Annotated in this window: 13 protein-coding genes and 2 pseudogenes; 8 read left to right on the top strand and 7 right to left on the bottom strand. The window is 55.1% G+C overall.

Annotated features, from left to right (window positions below; all coding sequences use genetic code 11):
- Positions 1-4: 4 nt before the first annotated feature.
- Both B2344_RS01825 and B2344_RS01820 read right to left on the bottom strand, forming a co-directional pair.
- Positions 5-2,413 (bottom strand): glycoside hydrolase family 3 protein, encoded by a 2,409-nt coding sequence (locus B2344_RS01825; protein WP_290484553.1) that lies wholly within the window; start codon positions 2,411-2,413, stop codon positions 5-7.
- On the bottom strand, positions 2,410-4,365 hold the full coding sequence (locus B2344_RS01820; RefSeq protein ID WP_290484552.1) for a sodium:solute symporter family protein: 1,956 nt from the start codon (positions 4,363-4,365) through the stop codon (positions 2,410-2,412). Before B2344_RS01820 ends, B2344_RS01825 begins: the two co-directional genes overlap by 4 nt.
- A gap of 244 nt (positions 4,366-4,609) precedes the next feature.
- Between B2344_RS01820 and B2344_RS01815 the strand changes: the two genes are divergently transcribed.
- Positions 4,610-5,611, top strand: coding sequence for a LacI family DNA-binding transcriptional regulator (locus B2344_RS01815; RefSeq protein WP_290484551.1), 1,002 nt, complete (start codon positions 4,610-4,612; stop codon positions 5,609-5,611).
- Positions 5,612-5,767: 156 nt separating this feature from the next.
- Here B2344_RS01815 and B2344_RS01810 read toward each other — a convergent pair.
- Positions 5,768-6,619, bottom strand: a pseudogene (locus tag B2344_RS01810) (TRAP transporter large permease); the annotation flags it as partial.
- Between B2344_RS01810 and B2344_RS01805 the strand changes: the two are divergent.
- Positions 6,611-6,892, top strand: a pseudogene (locus B2344_RS01805) (integrase core domain-containing protein); the annotation flags it as partial. The pseudogenes B2344_RS01810 and B2344_RS01805 overlap by 9 nt on opposite strands.
- A 100-nt stretch (positions 6,893-6,992) precedes the next feature.
- Here the strand turns inward: B2344_RS01805 and B2344_RS01800 are convergent.
- Positions 6,993-10,118 carry a PAS domain S-box protein gene (locus tag B2344_RS01800; RefSeq protein ID WP_290484550.1) on the bottom strand — a complete coding sequence of 1,042 codons (3,126 nt, stop codon included), beginning with the start codon at positions 10,116-10,118 and terminating at the stop codon, positions 6,993-6,995.
- Between the two features lie 512 nt (positions 10,119-10,630).
- Here B2344_RS01800 and B2344_RS01795 point away from each other — a divergent pair.
- Positions 10,631-11,401: a response regulator gene (locus tag B2344_RS01795; protein WP_290484549.1), complete on the top strand. Its 771-nt coding sequence runs from the start codon at positions 10,631-10,633 to the stop codon at positions 11,399-11,401.
- A 25-nt stretch (positions 11,402-11,426) separates the two neighbouring features.
- Here the strand turns inward: B2344_RS01795 and B2344_RS01790 are convergent, their stop codons facing one another.
- Genes B2344_RS01790 through B2344_RS01780 form a run of 3 tightly spaced genes read right to left on the bottom strand, consistent with a single transcriptional unit; the run spans position 11,427 to position 13,048 of the window.
- Positions 11,427-12,032 (bottom strand): MotE family protein, encoded by a 606-nt coding sequence (locus tag B2344_RS01790; protein WP_290484548.1) that lies wholly within the window; start codon positions 12,030-12,032, stop codon positions 11,427-11,429.
- On the bottom strand, positions 12,016-12,534 hold the full coding sequence (locus B2344_RS01785) for a hypothetical protein (protein ID WP_290484547.1): 519 nt from the start codon (positions 12,532-12,534) through the stop codon (positions 12,016-12,018). The genes B2344_RS01790 and B2344_RS01785 overlap by 17 nt, the downstream gene beginning before the upstream one ends.
- A gap of 1 nt (position 12,535) precedes the next feature.
- Positions 12,536-13,048, bottom strand: coding sequence for a flagellar basal body-associated FliL family protein (locus B2344_RS01780; RefSeq protein WP_290483452.1), 513 nt, complete (start codon positions 13,046-13,048; stop codon positions 12,536-12,538).
- A gap of 115 nt (positions 13,049-13,163) precedes the next feature.
- Between B2344_RS01780 and fliF the strand changes: the two genes are divergently transcribed.
- The 5 genes from fliF to B2344_RS01755 are packed head-to-tail and all read left to right on the top strand — an operon-like array spanning position 13,164 to position 17,444.
- Complete coding sequence (fliF, locus tag B2344_RS01775) at positions 13,164-14,684, top strand: flagellar basal-body MS-ring/collar protein FliF (protein WP_290484546.1); 1,521 nt, start codon at positions 13,164-13,166, stop codon at positions 14,682-14,684.
- On the top strand, positions 14,677-15,240 hold the full coding sequence (locus B2344_RS01770) for a hypothetical protein (protein ID WP_290484545.1): 564 nt from the start codon (positions 14,677-14,679) through the stop codon (positions 15,238-15,240). The genes fliF and B2344_RS01770 overlap by 8 nt, the downstream gene beginning before the upstream one ends.
- Positions 15,240-15,563: a FliM/FliN family flagellar motor switch protein gene (locus B2344_RS01765; RefSeq protein WP_206991614.1), complete on the top strand. Its 324-nt coding sequence runs from the start codon at positions 15,240-15,242 to the stop codon at positions 15,561-15,563. Before B2344_RS01770 ends, B2344_RS01765 begins: the two co-directional genes overlap by 1 nt.
- Positions 15,547-16,329 carry a flagellar type III secretion system pore protein FliP gene (gene fliP, locus B2344_RS01760; RefSeq protein WP_206991613.1) on the top strand — a complete coding sequence of 261 codons (783 nt, stop codon included), beginning with the start codon at positions 15,547-15,549 and terminating at the stop codon, positions 16,327-16,329. The genes B2344_RS01765 and fliP overlap by 17 nt, the downstream gene beginning before the upstream one ends.
- The gene (locus B2344_RS01755) at positions 16,326-17,444 is read left to right on the top strand and encodes a FliG C-terminal domain-containing protein (protein ID WP_290483455.1); all 1,119 of its coding nucleotides are present in this window, start codon (positions 16,326-16,328) and stop codon (positions 17,442-17,444) included. The genes fliP and B2344_RS01755 overlap by 4 nt, the downstream gene beginning before the upstream one ends.
- Positions 17,445-17,466: the final 22 nt, after the last annotated feature.

Raw genomic sequence — 17,466 nt, 5'->3', positions numbered from 1 at the left:
TCCCTCAGCCGCCGGGCATCACTATGGCCAAATGGGACAAGACGCCTCGCGCCGGTCTGTGAGCCGAAAATTCTATACTCTCAATGGATGACATGTCCGAACCTGATTCGGATATTGCTCGGAGTGGAATCTGAAAAGTCGACGTTCCTCCGTCTCCGATGTCCCTTTCGAACCTGGATAAGTTGCCTATCTCATTTCGACCGGTTCCGGTCTGAACAGCCAAAACAATGCTGCCTGCATCCTGCTGAGAGATGTTGAAAGTCAAGGTGAGACAGAAGCCAGCATTGACCTCCCGGGTCAGGTCCAGTTCATCGTGCGAGAAACGGACAGACCCAAAGGGAGCGCGCTTCCAAACCATCTCGATTGCGTTTTCTTGTTGTCCCAAATCAGCTGACTTGAGCACTAGCGCTCCCGCAGCAGAGATGGATTCGCCGCCATGCCAAGGTTTCCCAACTTCACTATTCTCAAGGTGCACCGTCCAACTTCCTGCGGTTCGGCCTAATTCAAAAATTGTGCCATGGTCGGGCTGGGTGACGACACCGTCTTCATGCAGTATCCGCAGGTTCCCACAGTCCTTCATGGATAGTCCGAACCCGAACGGAAACAGGGGATCATAGGGCTCCGCACCCATATTGAGCGCGTATTGATCCGCATATTGAGGCCAGGAAAAAGATAGTTTGCCGGAGAAGTCGAGACCATTCGTTGCGAACAGCACATCAGCGAGTGCGCCTGCCTGAGTGCCGGGAAGAAATGCTGCGATGAAGGCGTCGGACGCATTCAATGATGGATTGACCCAAAGCGGTCGCCCAGAGAGGAAGATGCAGATGGTGGGGATGCCTGCCTTGCGCAACCGTTTGAGCGTGTCGGCAACTTTCTTGTCTCGGGGCTGAAAATCGAGCGTCGACAGGTCTCCGCGAAACTCGGCATAGGGGAGCTCTCCAAACACGTGAATGGCAATGTCCGGAGAGTCTTTAATGCGCCCGTCGGGTGAATAGATAATTGTCCCGCCATGCTCTTTGCCCACCCGTCGAATTCCCGCCAGAAAGGTTTCGGCATGCGGATAGTCGGCCGGATTGAGATGTCCGCCCTGCCAGGAAAGCGACCATCCTCCGCACATCATGCCGAGATCATCCGCAGCGGGACCCGTCACCAGGATTCTTTGGTTCGACTGCAAAGGCAAAACATTGTTCGCATTCTTCAGCAAAACGGCAGATTTCTGGACGGCGACAGCAGCAAGTTCCGTATGTGCCGTGCACCCAACATTATTTCCTCTCACAGCTAGGGGCCGCTCGCTGGGAGTGGGTTGAGCACACAGGCCTGCACGCATTTTTAGCCTGAGAACCCGGCGGACCGCATCGTCCAGACGCTCCTGGGTAATTCGTCCGGACTCAAGGTGGCGCAATAGGGACGCATGCAGGCCCTTCCAGCTGTCGGGGGCCATATACATATCGAGGCCCGCCATCAAAGCATCCGGGCAATCGGTTGGGGTGGCGCCCTCTATTTGCCCGTGCCCGTCCCAGTCTCCCACAACCACACCATCGAAGCCCCAATGGGCTTTTAGAAGGTCGGTGAGAAAGGCTTTGTGTCCGTGCATTTTAAGACCGCCCCAACTTGAAAACGAGGCCATCACAGTCTGCACTCCAGATTCCAGAGTGGCGTAGTAGCCGGCGGCGTGGACCTCGCGCAATTCGGCTTCTGAGACGATCGTTTCGCCCTGGTCCCGCCCCCCCTGAGTGCCACCATCACCAATGAAATGTTTCGCGCAGGCGAGTATCTTGGCGTCACCGAGGAAGTTCTCGTTGCCCGAAATGCCTTGTAGGCCTCGGACCAGGGCGGCGCTTAGCTCAGCGACTAATTGGGGAGATTCCGAATAGGACTCATAGGCTCGGCCCCACCGGCTGTCGCGTGCGACGGCGACGGTCGGAGAGAATGCCCAATCCATACCTGATGCACGTACTTCACGTGCGGTGGCGGCGCCTATGCGTTCCACCAGTTCTGCATCCCGCGTGGCACCCAGTCCGATATTATGTGGGAAGATTGTTGCCCCGATCAGATTGTTGTGGCCGTGAACAGCGTCGGTGCCCCACAGTATCGGAATGCGGGGGCCATCTGCACGCATGGATGCCGCCCAAAATGCATCGGCGAGTTCCAGCCAATCGGCGAGACTGGCACGTTGATTTCCGTTTGGTGCAGAATTGCCGCCATTCAGCACTGAACCGAGATGATAAGCGGCGACGTCCTCAGGCGTCACTGATGCAATATCGGCCTGAATGATTTGCCCTACCTTTTGCGCGGGTGTCAGCCACTCCAGAATTCGCTCAATCAGGGCCTCTGTTTTCTCGGACTGCAGGCGTGGCGTTTGCGCCTTCGGCCAATCGGACAGAGCAAGCGTGGAAGTAGACCAGTCAGTCACAAATTAAGTCCGACATCGGATTTATGTGTTCGTTGCTCGTCGGGAGAGTAGTCTTCCGGGTAATCTCTCATCTGGTCATACCAGCTAAGCTTCAGGAATACGCTGGTGATGAGCACAACTGAAAGAGCTGCAAGCATTTTGGGCCAGTCTTGAATCACAAGGAAAATAGGGACGCAGACCAGGGCAGTCTGCCAGACAATGCCCACGGCTACGTTAATCAAGTCACGCTTCAAGTTCGTATTGGGGGAGACAGTTCGACCGGCGGCCGCGAGTGAGTCGGCGACAGGTCCCCAAAGGCCCCATGGGCGCGTCTTCAAGTAGAATCGCTGCAATGTTTCCATATCGGTCGGCCTGGTAGCCAGAGATCCGATCACCACGGCGATAAGACACGCTACGAAGAAGAATGGGAAAGCCTGCAACGGATTGAAGTCCACCTGTGGCATGCCTAATCCCAGCGCAAACACGATACCCGTCAGCATACCCCAGAAGTAACCGTAACCATTCATGCGCCACCAGTACCATTTCACGACATTGGCGGCTGTGTATCCGCCATAAAGCCCTGCCGTGATCCAGTTGATGACATTGTCGATGCTGGTCAGGAACACTCCGATGAGCGTGCCGATGATCACGAAGACCGTGGACACGAGGTAGCTGATCCTGAGATACGTCTTCTCAGACGCATTCGGCTTAATGTATTTGCGATAGATGTCATTTACGACATATGCGGGGGCGGCGTTAAGGGGGGCGGCGAAGCTGGACATGAAGGCAGCCAGCAATCCGGCGAGGGTGAGGCCGAGCAGCCCGACTGGAATGAATTCACGTAGTGCAAATGGCAGTACGGCCTCAAAGTCCGCATCTGTGCCCATGTCCCGCAAATATGGGCTGAAATAGACCAGAGCGAGAATCGTCAGACCGGTGATCAGCAAATAACGTGGGACATTCAGCACAATACTGACCAGCGCGCTCATCTTGGCGGCTTCGATCGGAGTGCGGGCGGAAAGGATGCGCTGCATATCATAGTTTGGGGCCGGCCCGGCAAGTGATGTGAAGATTCCCTTCAGCAAGACAAGCATGAAGAATATTGAAAACAGCGAGTAGCCCTCACTCGCTATCTTGGTATCTGCAGAGGGCAGCAGATTGGACCAATCGAGACCAAGCCTCCATCCAAAAAAGGGATTGTCCCACCCTTCGGGGACTGCCGCAGCCAGCGTATCCGGCGCCACATGCATCATGGCGATCACAGCAATACCGACACTGGCAACCGTGATGACGAGGAATTGTATGACTTCGGTAAATACTACCGAATACATGCCGCCCTTGATGACATAGAGCGACGTAAGAAAGATCAGGATAACGCCGAAAACCTTCTCATTGAGTGAGATCATTGCGGCTTCTCTCTGGGCCAGAAGGTCACCGGCGAGATTGGGCGCCTTCAGCGCGGTCGGCAGGAAAACGTCGAGCTGAAGAAGGCCCGCCAGGTCTAGCGGGATGAACTGGACCGCGAGCTTGCCGATGCCGAGGAAGCCGTAGGCCATGTAGGCGAGCACCAGGATCAACGCGAATAACACGACACTCAAATGGCTTAACCGCGCGGCTGGGCCATCGCCAAATCGGAAGGTAATCCACTCTGCCCCGGTCATCGCGCCCGACCGGCGCAACCAGATGGAGAGGAAGACCATCAGAAATACTTGGTTGAAGACGGGCCAGAGCCATGGGATCCAGACGCTTTTCAGACCATACACAAACAGGATGGATACCAGCCACATCGTACCAGCCACATCGAACATACCAGAGGCGTTCGACAGGCCCAGCGCATACCAAGGCAACCGATTGCCACCCAGAAAGTAGCTCCGCATACCCTTATTGGCCCGGGTGGAAATCCAGAAGCCGATAAATAGCGTCAAGCCGATGTATGCCGCGATCACGGCCATATCAATCGGATGTAGACTCACGGTCCCCGACTCCTAGTTCGTGCGCGCGGTTCGCCCGGGCGGGCGACGGTGCACCGAATTCCTTCTTGCAGCCAAATGGGCCTTGGTCGCCAACATTCTCTGCGTGCCTGACCATGAGAACATTCAATACAACCGGTTTCATTGCAAGCGGTCATGGTGTTTGATGACCAGATCGTTCCATCATTCGGGTGAGTTGCCCCGACGCGGAGCCTAGAAAGTCGAAATGGCTCGTAGGAGAATTTCAATGGCTCAGATCAGGGATGTCGCGAAACTGGCTGCTGTCTCCCCCGCGACAGTGTCGCGGGCATTTTCAGATCCGAGCAAACTGTCCACGACGACGCTCGAACGCGTCCTGGCCGCCGCTGAAGAACTCAAATACAAGCCGAGCTCATTGGCTCAACTGTTCCGTGAGGAGCGGACCAATACAGTGCTTGTCATGGTCCCGGACATTGCAAACGTCCTGTTCGCGAGAGTTGTCTCGGGCATTGAGCGTGTCGCGGTAGAAAACAAGTTCAATTTGATCGTGTCTGACACCGGAGACGATGCAGCCATCGAGTCCGTTGGTGTGGAGATGGTGGAAACCTATCGCGCCGATGGCGTGATCCAGCTGGGCGAGCGGCCGCTCGACCAGTTGCATCATGAGGGTGAACACTGCGCGATTCCCTTTGTGCAGGCGATCAGCGCTGATCCGCGCGGTCGCTATCCGACGGTCGGTATCGATGATCGCAGCGCGGCGGCAATGATGGCGGAGCACCTTCTTGCGTCTGGGCATCGCCAGATCGGGGTGTTGGCAGGCCTGAAAGACCGGCTGGTAACGCAAGAGCGGCTGACGGGTATTCGCGATGCGTTGGCTGCCCGGGAACTACCGCTCGACGAGACCATGGTGGCATATGGGCCCTACTCGATGGCAGGCGGGGAGAATTCGGCCATGCGCCTATTGTCACGCAAAACGAATGTGTCGGCGTTATTCTGTATGAGTGATGAGATCGCGATTGGCGCAATCCGCGCGGCGCATGATCTTGGTTTCAACCTGCCGAACGACCTGTCGATCTCCGGCTTCGACAACATCGAATTCGGAAAATACTGTACGCCGCCCCTGACCACTGTGATGCAGCCTGCGGAAAAAATAGGAGAAGTAGCCATGACTCTTATGTGTGACATTCTCAGAGGCCACGCTGTTACGGGGATACACGAAATGCTTGCAACCGAATTGGTGGCCAGAGCGAGTGTTCGAGAGGTTGGTTAACCGGGTGGATTGAAAATGTCGTGCGCGCGGTCCCAGTGGTGAACGAGGTCAGTCCAGATACTTATTTAGGAACAGCAGATGATCGGCCCATCGCGCATGTCGTCAGCGAAAGGCCCAAGCCAAGAATGAGGAGATGGAGGCGCAGGTTGGCGTCAATCAAAACAGGTTCGGTAGTGTGAGAGACAGCGCGGGCACGAATGTAATGATCACGAGCGCGAGCAGAAGCGCGCCATAGAAAGGCCAGATCGTCTTCACAGCCTGTTCCACCGGAACTTTTCCGACCGCAGACCCAACAAACAGCACCGATCCCACTGGCGGCGTCACAAGCCCGATCCCTAAATTCAGCATCATGACAATGCCAAAGTGAACTGGATCGACGCCCACTTCCATGACTACCGGCAACAAGATCGGAGTTGAGATGATGATGAGAGGTGACATGTCCATGAATGTGCCGAGCACAAGCAGGATGACATTCACGATAAGAAGGACAAGTATCGGATTGCTGGTGGCGGACGTAATCATGTCAGCCAGCTTCGCCGGTGCTTCAAGGATGGCGAGCGCGTAGCCGAATGCAGTCGCTGCACCAATGATAAGCAGCACCATCGCCGTGATCTTTACCGATTGCATGGCGGCTTCAGAAAAGCGCTTCCATCCCAGCGTTTGGTAGACCAGTGCTCCGATCGCGATCGTGTAGATGACCGCAATGGCAGAAGATTCCGTGGCGGTGAAGATACCTGACAGAATGCCGCCGATGATGATGATCGCGGTCATCAGGCCGGGGATGGCGAACAGGAGCGCGCGCGTAAAGCTGCGCCAGCCAGTAAAGGCACCGCTGGCATAGCCACGCAGGACAGCGACGCGCCAGGCGACGAACATAAGCAAGGCTGCGGTCATCACGCCGGGCAAGATGCCAGCGAGGAACAAATCTCCGATCGACACGCCGATCCTGCTGGCGGCTGAATATATGATCATGTTGTTAGAAGGCGGAATGAGTAGGCCGACAATGGCGCCGAGTTCACCGGTCATATTGTTGATCTGTGGGCGTATCATAACAAGGTAAAAATGGACTTCTCACGCCCCGGCACCCCGACGGATAATGCACACATCGAGTCCTTCAATGGATCGCTCCGGGACGAGTGCCTGAACATCAACTGGTTCGCCTCCCTGGCCGAGGCAAAGCGGCTGATCGAGGCGTGGCGGCGCGACTACAATGAGAGCCGACCTCACATGGCTCACAATGGGCAATCTCCCGCCGAGTTTGCCCGTAACGCCGGCCTATGACATGGTGGCAAGGTCAAAATCGCTGCTGGATTTCAACACCAAGGCCGGACCACCAGAGCCAAGCACTTCACAGGAAATCGTCACGCGCCGTAGGCCCAGGTCAGGCGACAAGTTGCTCTGTGACCCGAATAAATTCGCTCAAGCTTTCAGCCAGTTCTACTGTGAGTTTGCCGCTCTCGCTCATGTCCCGCGCGACTGATTCCAGAGAAAATGCGGCGGTGGAGACTTCTGTGTAACCAAAGCTACCGGCGCTGCCGGCAATAGAGTGAGACAATTGACGGATCTCTTCCAGCACCACTTTGCGGTCCTCTTTGTCCAGGATGGCCGCAAACTCTGCAGGTACTGTGGTGAGGTAGTCCCGATATTTGAGCTTCAGTTGCTCCATCGGATCGCTGGCAGGTTGTTGCTCATGGGTGGAATCGACCTGACCAGTCTGCTGTGTGGTGAGGGCTGAAACAAGCGCATTTAGTTGAACGATATCAATCGGCTTGGGGGCATGATCCGTCATGCCAGCTTTCATGCACTCGGCGATCTGTTCGGGCAGGACATTTGCGGTCAGTGCCACAATCGGAATTTGACTGGCTGGCGCAGACAGAGCCCGAATCGCGCGTGTCGCAGCAATGCCATCGAATTCCGGCATCTGGACATCCATCAGGATGATATCATACGTGTCGCCCTTGCGAAGGGACGAGAGGGCAGCAGGCGCCGACAGAAAGCCCCGGACCGAATGACCGAACTTTCCGAGCCCCAATTCAATCAGTTCCAAGTTCATGGCGACATCGTCAACGGCCATGATCTTGAGCTTTCCGAGTTGTGGGGTTTTGGCAGTCGAGCGGAAGTCGGACATCGGCACTTCCGCAGGTTTGAACGGCAATACCAGTTTCGCAACCGTACCCTGTCCAAGTTTGCTTTCCAGGTGCAATTCTCCCCCCATTAGCCGGGCAAGAGATCGACTTATGGAAAGCCCCAGGCCTGTGCCGCCAAACTTTCGAGTGACGCTATTGTCAGCCTGCTTGAACCCCTCAAAGACGCTTTCCAGTTTGTCATCGGGGATACCAGGCCCCGTATCTGCCACTTCAAATTTTAGCAAGTCTCCCTCCTGGGAGGCGCTGACTCGGACTGATCCTTCGGTTGTGAATTTTGCGGCATTTCCGATCAGATTGGTCAGTATCTGTTTCAGCCGGACTTCGTCAATGAGGGCGCCTTTGCTCTCCACGACGGAGGTCAATGGCACCGACCGAGAATCCCTTCCTGCGTGAACGAGGTCGATCGTGTCCTGAACAAGTTGAGCAATGTCGACAGCACGCTCTTCCAACTGGATGCTTTCTGCCTCGATCTTGGAGTAATCCAGAATATCGTTGACTATATCTTTCAATAGGCGCCCGGCTTTCATCGCGCGGGTAGTGAACAGCCTTTGCTCTTCACTCAGATCCGTCTGCTCCAACAATTGCGTGAAGCCAAGAATACCATTCAGGGGCGTACGAATTTCGTGGCTCATATTCGAGAGGAACTCCGCTTTTGCCTTGCCAGCAGCTTCGGCTTCAGCGCGGGCCTCGGCCAAGGCCTGCTCCCTTTCCTTGCGATCCGTGATGTCCCGGAAGGTCGATATTACCTCGCGGGGGCGACCATCCTCACCCTGAATGAGCTTCGGATTTCCCTCCAGCCAGATCACGTTACCGTGCTTGTTCTTCACTCGAAATTCTCTTTGCACAGATGGATCAACGGCGTCATTCTGGAAAAGTGATTGGGTGATTTCTGCCGCACGTCCGCGGTCTTCCGGAATCGCGAAGTCCAATGTTGACAAGCCAATTGCATCTTCTGGCGAAACACCCAAAATCTCGCATGCGGGCGACGCATAGGTGATTATTCCATCCAAACCGAACTTTACAATGATGTCTGTAGAGTTCTCCGCGAGGGTCCGGTACTTGGATTCGCTATTCGCAAGTGCTTCAAGTACAACCTGCTCGTCTGTGACATCCTTGAATACGCCGAACACTCGCTCGACCTTTCCGGTCTTGTCCACAAGAAAATCTCCGATAGAGCGCACGCGCCGCCTCTTGCCATCCGACTTTCGAACAATCGTGGCTTGAAATTCCCAGCCTTCGGCATTGTTGACAGCGCGCTCAACCAGAGCCCGCACACGATCGCGGTCTTCTTCAGCGTAGAACATGATCGCGTCGCCATACATCGGGTTGAACTCTTCTTTCGTGACGCCGTGAATTGCATAAACTTCCGGCGACCAGTCCACTTCCTGAGTGGATGGGTTCAGAGTCCAGTGACCTACGCCCGCCATACGTTCGGCCAAGTGGGCCTTTGTCAGCATCTCCTGTTGCTCGCGTGACTTGCTCGACAAGCGTTCTCGAGACCGTCTGATATGATTGATCAGTCGACGGCGATCCGAAGAGGCTGCTCCGACAGCGAGCCCGAGAATGGAGTTTGTCGCCAAGAATAGTTGAAGTGCCAAAATCTTGGAAGTGAATTCGGCTGACATCAAGTGCATAGGGCCAGTGCCAGCCAACGTGAACGGCAAAGCGATTGCCGTGATCGTGAGTAGCCCCATGGCGGCCGCTTTTACGCCTCCCCCAAAGGCGAGGAATACGAGCGCGGGGGGTACGAGGAAGAGGAATGGATAGTCGCTCTGGGCGAAAACGAAGAAGGTCGTCGCACACAATAGCCCCAGCTTGAGAATATACTGAAGGTCAGGCGACGTGCTGACGAATTTTTTCGAGCGATCCGCCAAAGACCAGATTATCGGAGTGAACAGAACTATGCCCAGAAAGTCTGCTGAGAACCATACGAGGGCTTCAGAGAGCACGAGGGTCTCTCCACTCGTGAACAATCCTGTTGCAGCCATAAGCGATGACAAGAGGCTGCCAACGAATCCACCCATGATCAAAGTAGAAATTCCCGCCAGGCTGATGAACCGTATTTTGCGCTGGTACATGAAAATAAAGGCGACGCAGCAGACTTCTGCTACGTTCGCCAGAGCCAGAATGAACGCCCGGAGAACCGGGTCTCCTGAATAGATATTTGCGAGCACCAGCGCGGCCATCATTGCCGTGAGCAGGGGAATCCAGTTCCTGCGCGGGTTCTTCAGAAGCAAGACGATCAGGATTGCGTTCGCTGGCCAGACGGCGGCCACACGCCCAGCGCCGCGCGTCAACTCGATCATCGCGACCGCAACGACGAAAATGACGATTGCGACACCTAGGCTTCCAGCCAACATGCCGAGGCGGCTGGTGGCGCGACCAGGTTTTCTAGTGGCTGATGAGGTGTTGGGAACTGCGCTTGGCATGGATCAGATCCGTGTTTGTGTTTCCGTCTTGCAGTCCGTATGCAGACGGATTGTGTGATTGCCCGTGCTCTGCCGCAGGCGAATTCATGCGGAAGCTGCCCGACATAGAGACATTCTCAATCAGAATGTAACCAACGCAATATGGCGCTCACAGCTGTGCCTGTGCAAATACCCGGAAATCGCCTTTGGTTCAGCAGTACTGATCTCTTCAGAAAGATTACAGGGTGGGCGATCGCCATAACTGATCTGACAAATTGGTACGTGTATCCCCATCGTGTGTCCCCTAACTCGGTAAATAGATGAGCTGCTGATTTGGATGGAAACTTGTTTCAATTGAGTTTAGATCATCGGTTTTCCCGCAGTGGGAGAATTTCTGTGGTACAATGCTTTGAGTACACGGCTGAATTATTCTCTTGATTGAGGCAAGGGACCAAGGGGCTAAGATGTTTTCGGATATCGTTTCTTCAGAACTCAAATCCTTGAGATCCTATGCGCAATTGTTGCTGGGATCGATTGATGCTGGCGACCAGGTAGTCTGCGATGTTTTGGGAGACTTGATCGGATCAGTCCAAGCTGCAGGCGCAACGGGCGTCGATCGGGCATGCCTGTTTCGTCAACTTGACCACAGGCTGCATCAGGTCGCCCAAGCCCATTCGGTGAATGACCGTGTCCATCCCATTCTACATGGATTGGAGGTCGTGGACCGGCGAGTGCTGTTATTGTCCATAATCGGCGGATTTGGGACAGAAGATTTGGCGCGGATCACCGGTTTGGATGTTGCGGAGGTTACCCACATTATCGCCCGTGTTGAGTCAGTTGTTGCAGCTGCCTCACGTACCGGCGTCCTGATCATTGAGGATGAGCCCTATATGGCGGAGCTGCTGTCCGTGCTGGTGGAGCAAACTGGTCATTGGGTCGCTGGAATTGCTTATACGCGCGACGAAGCCATGACCTTTGCAGAAAAGCGGGGCATTGGATTAATCCTCTCGGATATAGATTTGGGTAACGACGTCTGTGGCTGGACAGTTGTTCACAAGATTCGCGAAACACTCGGCTATAGGGTGCCGACTATTTTCATTACGGCGCACCCCGAACGGTTGGAGGAAGACGGGTATGAGAATCGGGATGGGGTGGTACCAAAGCCGTTCGATATCTGGCGCGTACGGGAAGCTGTGAACAACGCCGTGCACTTGAACGCATCCATTTTTGCCTAATGTAGCCGAGTTCGAAGGGGTTGGCCTAAGGCAGGACCGCGTCGTCGCGTAGGTCACTGTTGGTCGACGCGATTTTGACGCTGACAACATATGCCTTTTCGTTTTCCATATTGGCAAGGATCAGGCCGGCTTGGTCGCTCGGGATGAGTCGCAAGAAGCCCGCCGCGAAGCCGGCGTCCATTTGGTTGAAGATCCCTGCGGCCTGATCTGGTTTCATTGCGCCGTACATCTGGGCAAGGTGCTGGATGTCCTCATTGGCCGCCTCTGCCATGCGTTGCCATCTATCGTCCAACTGGATCTGGATCGATTTGAGGTCTTCCGCCTGCTGGTCCAGTTCCATCTTCCGGTTCTGGAACTGAATTTCTTCTGCCCGCAGGTCAGAAATGCGTTGCTCGATAGTCTTCTGGTCTTGCTCCATAGCTTCGACGAGGTCGCCTGTAAGGCAAACCTTCCGCACAGTATCGGAATCGTCGACATAGCTCTTGGGCAGCACGTCAGATGGACGGCTGCTGAGTGATTCCACACCTGTCGTTGCAAACGCCTGGGGCAACCACCGGGTCCCGCCTGCGATCGTGAACAAGGCGCCGATCGTCAGAAGAACATGAGTGCGTCCGCTACTCTTTGTGCCCATAGCTCTCATATACCCTTTTGGTCTTGATCGTATCATCGTCTTCGAAAAGATAATCGGAACTGTCCAGACTGGAGGCCGCCTGGTTAGCGACGGTTTCAAGGCGCTTGGTCAGCCGCGTGATCTCCGCGACCCTATCTGATGACTGAGCAAGTGCGTCGCGTATTGTTGTGCGAATTTCGGCATCTGCTGACTGAATCTTGCGGGAGATCTCCCGATCCTTCATTTGGAGTGCATCTTTCAACTCCGTCAGCTTCTTGCCAGCGTCATGCGCCTCAGTGAGGATTGCGGTAAGTCGAACTGCTATTTCTCCAGATTGAGCCTTCGCTTCGTGACGCGCTGATGAAACTGCGGCGACTGATTCGGACATGGCGCGGATGGATGCGCCCAAGCCATCCTTGGTATTTTGCAGGGCCTTGAGCCTGCGGCTGAGCAGGGCACAGTAGAGGCATGCCGCAAACGAAACGAGAAAGAGCGCTATGTCGGAGGGATCTAGAGCCATCATCTTACCGTAGCAGGAATTCGGTTACGAGCACGCCGTGCGAAGCATCCGCACCGAGCACAATTTCGGATCGCATCGCGAGTTGCTCCCTCATCTTCGGGTAGAAGTCAGCTGACTCGAAATCGGAGAGCTGAAGTGCACGGAGGTAGCCGACAAAAGCATCGACCAGCATGGGTTCGGCTTTCTTTACCGCGCTGACATGACTGTTGTCTGAGATGACAGAAGTCTTGATCTTAACATAGCGAGTGGCCGGCTCATTACCTATCGTGACAAGGATTTCTTGCAACTCTACATAGACGTGATCTTCCAGCGCGAGCGGCGTATGAGCCGGCTTGCCACCTTCGCCTGGCGCACATGCAAGTGCTGCCGCAGGGGTATTGGGCGACAGAAAATAGACGATCCCAAATGCGCCAGCCATGCTGACGACAGCCAACACCACAAGCGGGATCAACCCACCGCCGGAAGACTTTTCTTCAGTAAGTTCTGTGTTCGCGTCAGAGGCCAAAACGTTACCCAATAAAAAATTTCTGCTGACAAAGGCTTATTAATCTCTGGGTAAAGGAAGCGTTAATGATTTCGCGGAAAATATTAACCAATGGAATGATGGCGTTGGGATCGGGGTTTTCTGGCCTATGAAACTTTTAGACACACTGAAGGCGCTATCAACGGCGCAGAAACTCGCACTTGTGGGTGCAGTTGCCGGTGTGGTCTTCGCCATGTCGTTGCTCGTTCAAGGTGCGGTCAAGCAGCCCATGGGCCTGCTTTATGCCGGACTGGACCCGATGCACACCGGTGAAGTGATCGCTGAGCTCGAAAAGCGCGGCGTCGAATATGAGATCCGCGGCGAGGCGATCTTTGTTCCGAACTCCGATCGCGACTCGGTTCGTTTTGCGCTGGCCAAGGACGGGCTGCCGCAGCAGTCTGTCAGCGGTTATGAGCTGCTTGATGATGTGAATGGCTTCTCGATCACGTCGGAAATGTACAATGCGACTTACTGGCGAGCGAAGGAAGGCGAACTGACCCGCACCGTGCTGGCCATTCCCGGTGTATCATCCGCGCGAGTGCATATCGGCGCCAGCCTTCGATCGGGTTTTTCCCGATCCGGCCCATCACAAACTGCATCCGTGACCTTGGTTTCCAGCAACCGGATCAGTGCGAGCCAGGCTGAGGCTATCCAGTACCTCGTCGCCCTCGCCGTGTCCGGACTCGATCCGGCCGATGTGGCCGTGATCGATCCGAAGCGAGGTATGCTGGCGGGGCCCAATATCGACCGCATGGAAGAACCGGGAGTAGTCGCCGAGGGCCAGTCGAGCACTCTGGAACAAAAGATCCTGCGCTTGCTGGAGGCCCGCGTCGGTCCGGGCAATGCGCGCGTGTCCGTGACGGTTGATGTCAATCGCCAACGCCAGCGCGTGTCCGAAGTGGTGTTTGACCCGAATTCGCGCGTAATTCGCAATCGCACCAGCAATGACACCAGCGAAGCCAGCGGTGGTGGGGGCGGAGGTGTCACCGTGTCCAGTAATCTGCCGCAAGGGGCCGGAAGCCAGGGCGGCGGCAACAGCACGGTGAAAAACTCGACCGAGAGTGTTGTTTACGACATCAATGAGACACGCCGTGAAACCGAAACATTACCGGGTGAAATCGAACGTATTTCTGTAGCTGTACTGCTAAACGAACAAGTCCTCGGTTTTGATGCCAATGCCGAAGATTCTGCTCCCTTGATGCGTAGCTTGGTGGCCGATTTTGAACAATTGATCCTTTCTGGTGCCGGCCTCAACGCTGATCGGGGGGACTCTCTCACCGTAGACTTGATGCCGTTTCAGGAACTGGAGGTCGAAGAGCTCACACCCGCTCCCGGTCTCGTCGAGACCCTTACGGAGCGCTATTTCTGGTCTGCCTTGCAAGCCATTCTGCTGGGTTTGGTCGTGATTGTTCTGGGCTTCGGCGTTGTCCGGCCCTTACTGGCTCAGGGAGCGAAATCTGATCTGGGCACTGACGCAGGTGCAATTGCAGGCACGACCCCGGCGCTTGCGAATGATCCAGTCGACCCCTTGGACTATCTGAAAGACTATACTCGGGAGCGCCAGGATGAAACAGCAAGCCTGCTTCAGGAGTGGCTGAACGAAGACCGGAAGGCGCTGGTCAATGAGTGAGTCGCCTTTCGCCAACCTGCCGAGATTTGATCAAACTACTGACGATATGGCTGGCACCGCCAGTACAATGGCGGATGCTGTAACCGCTGTAGATTTTCATGAGCCCGAGGCGCCAGCCGAGATTGTACCGGCGCTCGATCCGAATGTGGAAGTTCTCTTGACGCGATTGTCGGAAGAGATTGAGCGTACGAATGATCTTCTGCTTGTTCAAACGACGAACTGGGTTTCTGCGATAGCGGAGAAGTTGTTCCCGGAACTTTCAAAAATGTTCTTGGCAGAAGAGATTGGTCGACAGTTGCCAAGCCTGTTACCGGAATCGGCAAATCGAGTGGAAATCACGGCTCCCGAGCTTCTTGCAAATGACATTCAGGATGTTGTTCAGCGCTCAAACAAACTTGCCAACCGATGCCTCGTTTCTCCGACGCCTGCATCCGAGCGCCAGGGTGTGGATGTGTCCTGGGTGACGGGCGGATTGTCGGTGGAATTCGACGGGTTGCTGGAGGCCTGCCTTGGCCGACTGCAGTCTATGCAAACGAATCAGAAGGAAACATTGTGATGGCTATTCCCGAAATGACGCCTTCGGACGAAAACATGATTGAGCAGGATGAGGCCTTGCCGGGCGGCAAAGTCTATCGATCCATCTATAACGTCCCGGTCAATGTGATCGTCTCCATCGGCCAGAAGCGTCTGACCGTTTCTGAAATACTGGATTTGAAACCGGATTCCGTGATCGCGCTCGCGGCGCGCATAGAAGACCCTGTATCTCTTTCGGTAGACAACCGGCTCATCGCGCGAGGCGAGTTGATTGAGACGGAGGAGGGTGGTTTAGGCGTAAAAATCACGGAGATCGCGGAGGATCCCGATGCTAAGGGGACTTGAACACCTGCCGCGTTTTGCTGGCGGCTTGTTCATACTAATTCTCCTGTATGCGCTTTCCGGCGCAGCTTACGCGCAATCCGTTGATCCAGCTCAGATAACCATTCCGGATGGATTCCTTGGGAATGGCGGCGAGGGCGGACTCAGCGGCTCTGTCGTACTACTGCTTGTTTTGGTGACAGTGCTCAGTCTGGCGCCAGGCATCGCCATGATGGCGACCTGTCTGCCATTCATGATTATTGTCTTTTCATTTCTGCGTCAGGCCATCGGCGTACAGCAAGCGCCTCCAAACATGCTCATTATGGCGCTTGCCATGTTCCTCACCTTCTTCGTCATGGAGCCAACCTTCATGGAAGCATGGTCTTCAGGCATCTCTCCATACATGGAGGGTACAATTGACGAGGGGCAGGCCTGGACGGCCGCGACAACGCCTTTTCGTGAATTCATGACGGCCCGTGTCGATCCAGAAACCATCCCTGTTCTTGCCGATGCGGTGAACCGCCCTGTGGTGGAAGGGGAGGAGCCAACATTCGCTCTGCTTTCGACGGCATTCATGTTGTCCGAGATCAAGCACGCATTTCAGATCGGCTTCGTAATTTTCCTGCCATTCCTTGTTATTGATCTGGTCGTCTCATCTGTTCTGATGGCAGTCGGCATGATGATGGTGCCGCCGACCGTGGTTTCGCTTCCTTTTAAGGTTGGATTCATAGTTCTGGCGGATGGCTGGTTGAAGATAACGGAAGCACTTTTGCGAGGATATGCCGGATGAGTTCGGTCGTAGAGTTGAAACAACCGACACAAAGGCAGGCTGTAGCCAGAACAGGGCCACAGACTGGCTCCTCGCGCATTGCGGGTCTGACGCGTGCACAGAAGGCTGCTGTGGTCATTGCCATGCTTGGTGAAGCCGAGGCACGTCCCATCGTTGAGCGTCTTGATGACCAGACCATGGCCCAGGTTGCTGCTGCGTTGGAAACAGTTTCCAAACTTCCTCGGGAGCAGCTTGTTGAGATTGCAATCGACTTCCTGAAAGAATTGCGCGCCGCGAGCGGTTCGTTCTCCGGAGGACAGGACAAGGCTCGTGAAGTCATCGCGAACATCCTCGATCAGAAACGCTATGATCAGATATACGGTACTGGCGAGCCACAACAGGAAGTCGTGGTGGAAGAGGTTGGCGACACCTGGGAGCGGCTTGAGAATTATGATGCGCAACAGGTCGCAACCTATTTTCTGACACTGACCCCCAATATCATCGCTCTAATCCTGCGCCGATTGGATGTCGCTGCGGCATCGGAAATTGTCGGCTTTCTGGGTGAGGAGCAACTGGACCCGGTGGTCGGTCATTTGGTCGAGGATGAGGCGCCAGACCCGGAAATCTTTTCCGTGCTTGCCCACATGGTCGAGATTGAATTGCTGAACAATACTGAAGCTGGTCCGGGCGCAACCGAAGATACGGCTCACTTGGAATCCATTGGTGAAATGCTCAGCCTTGTCCCGAGTGACAAGCGTGATCGGATCATGGCCTTCCTCAGTAGCGAGCATGAAGGCAAGATGAAAAGCATCGAGCGGGTCATGTTTACCATCAGCAGCCTGCCAGAAATTTTGCCCCGAGAAGCTGTTGCAATTGTATTCCGGGAACTTGGCGAAGAGACAATGGTCCAACTCCTTGCGAGTCTCCGCGAGGGTGGATCGGAAGTTTCGGATTATTTGCTCAGCAACATCTCGTCGCGCTTGGCGGACCAGTATCGCCTACAGCTCGAAGACGTGGGAAAAATATCTGCTGAGAAGGGCGAGAAGCTCCAACGTCAGTTCCTGATGTCCCTGATGACCCTCAAGCGGGAAGGGGCGATCAAGGTCGGCAAGCCTGAAGAAGACGAGGCCGAGTAGGGCCTGACACGAATAAGTTCCT

It is taken from the genome of Hyphomonas sp. UBA3195, assembly GCF_002366485.1.
GTDB lineage: Bacteria > Pseudomonadota > Alphaproteobacteria > Caulobacterales > Hyphomonadaceae > Hyphomonas.
The sequence above is the reverse complement of the archived record's forward strand: the minus strand, read 5'-3'. Positions and strand labels throughout refer to the sequence as shown.

Bases quoted from the DNA above. Each gene is read 5' to 3' on its own strand.
- B2344_RS01815 (WP_290484551.1), top strand. From the start codon at position 4,610: ATGGCTCAGATCAGGGATGTCGCGAAACTGGCTGCTGTCTCCCCCGCG.
- B2344_RS01800 (WP_290484550.1), bottom strand. From the start codon at position 10,118: ATGTTGGCTGGAAGCCTAGGTGTCGCAATCGTCATTTTCGTCGTTGCG.
- B2344_RS01795 (WP_290484549.1), top strand. From the start codon at position 10,631: ATGTTTTCGGATATCGTTTCTTCAGAACTCAAATCCTTGAGATCCTAT.
- B2344_RS01790 (WP_290484548.1), bottom strand. From the start codon at position 12,032: ATGGGCACAAAGAGTAGCGGACGCACTCATGTTCTTCTGACGATCGGC.
- B2344_RS01785 (WP_290484547.1), bottom strand. From the start codon at position 12,534: ATGATGGCTCTAGATCCCTCCGACATAGCGCTCTTTCTCGTTTCGTTT.
- fliF (WP_290484546.1), top strand. From the start codon at position 13,164: ATGAAACTTTTAGACACACTGAAGGCGCTATCAACGGCGCAGAAACTC.
- B2344_RS01770 (WP_290484545.1), top strand. From the start codon at position 14,677: ATGAGTGAGTCGCCTTTCGCCAACCTGCCGAGATTTGATCAAACTACT.
- B2344_RS01765 (WP_206991614.1), top strand. From the start codon at position 15,240: ATGGCTATTCCCGAAATGACGCCTTCGGACGAAAACATGATTGAGCAG.
- fliP (WP_206991613.1), top strand. From the start codon at position 15,547: ATGCTAAGGGGACTTGAACACCTGCCGCGTTTTGCTGGCGGCTTGTTC.
- B2344_RS01755 (WP_290483455.1), top strand. From the start codon at position 16,326: ATGAGTTCGGTCGTAGAGTTGAAACAACCGACACAAAGGCAGGCTGTA.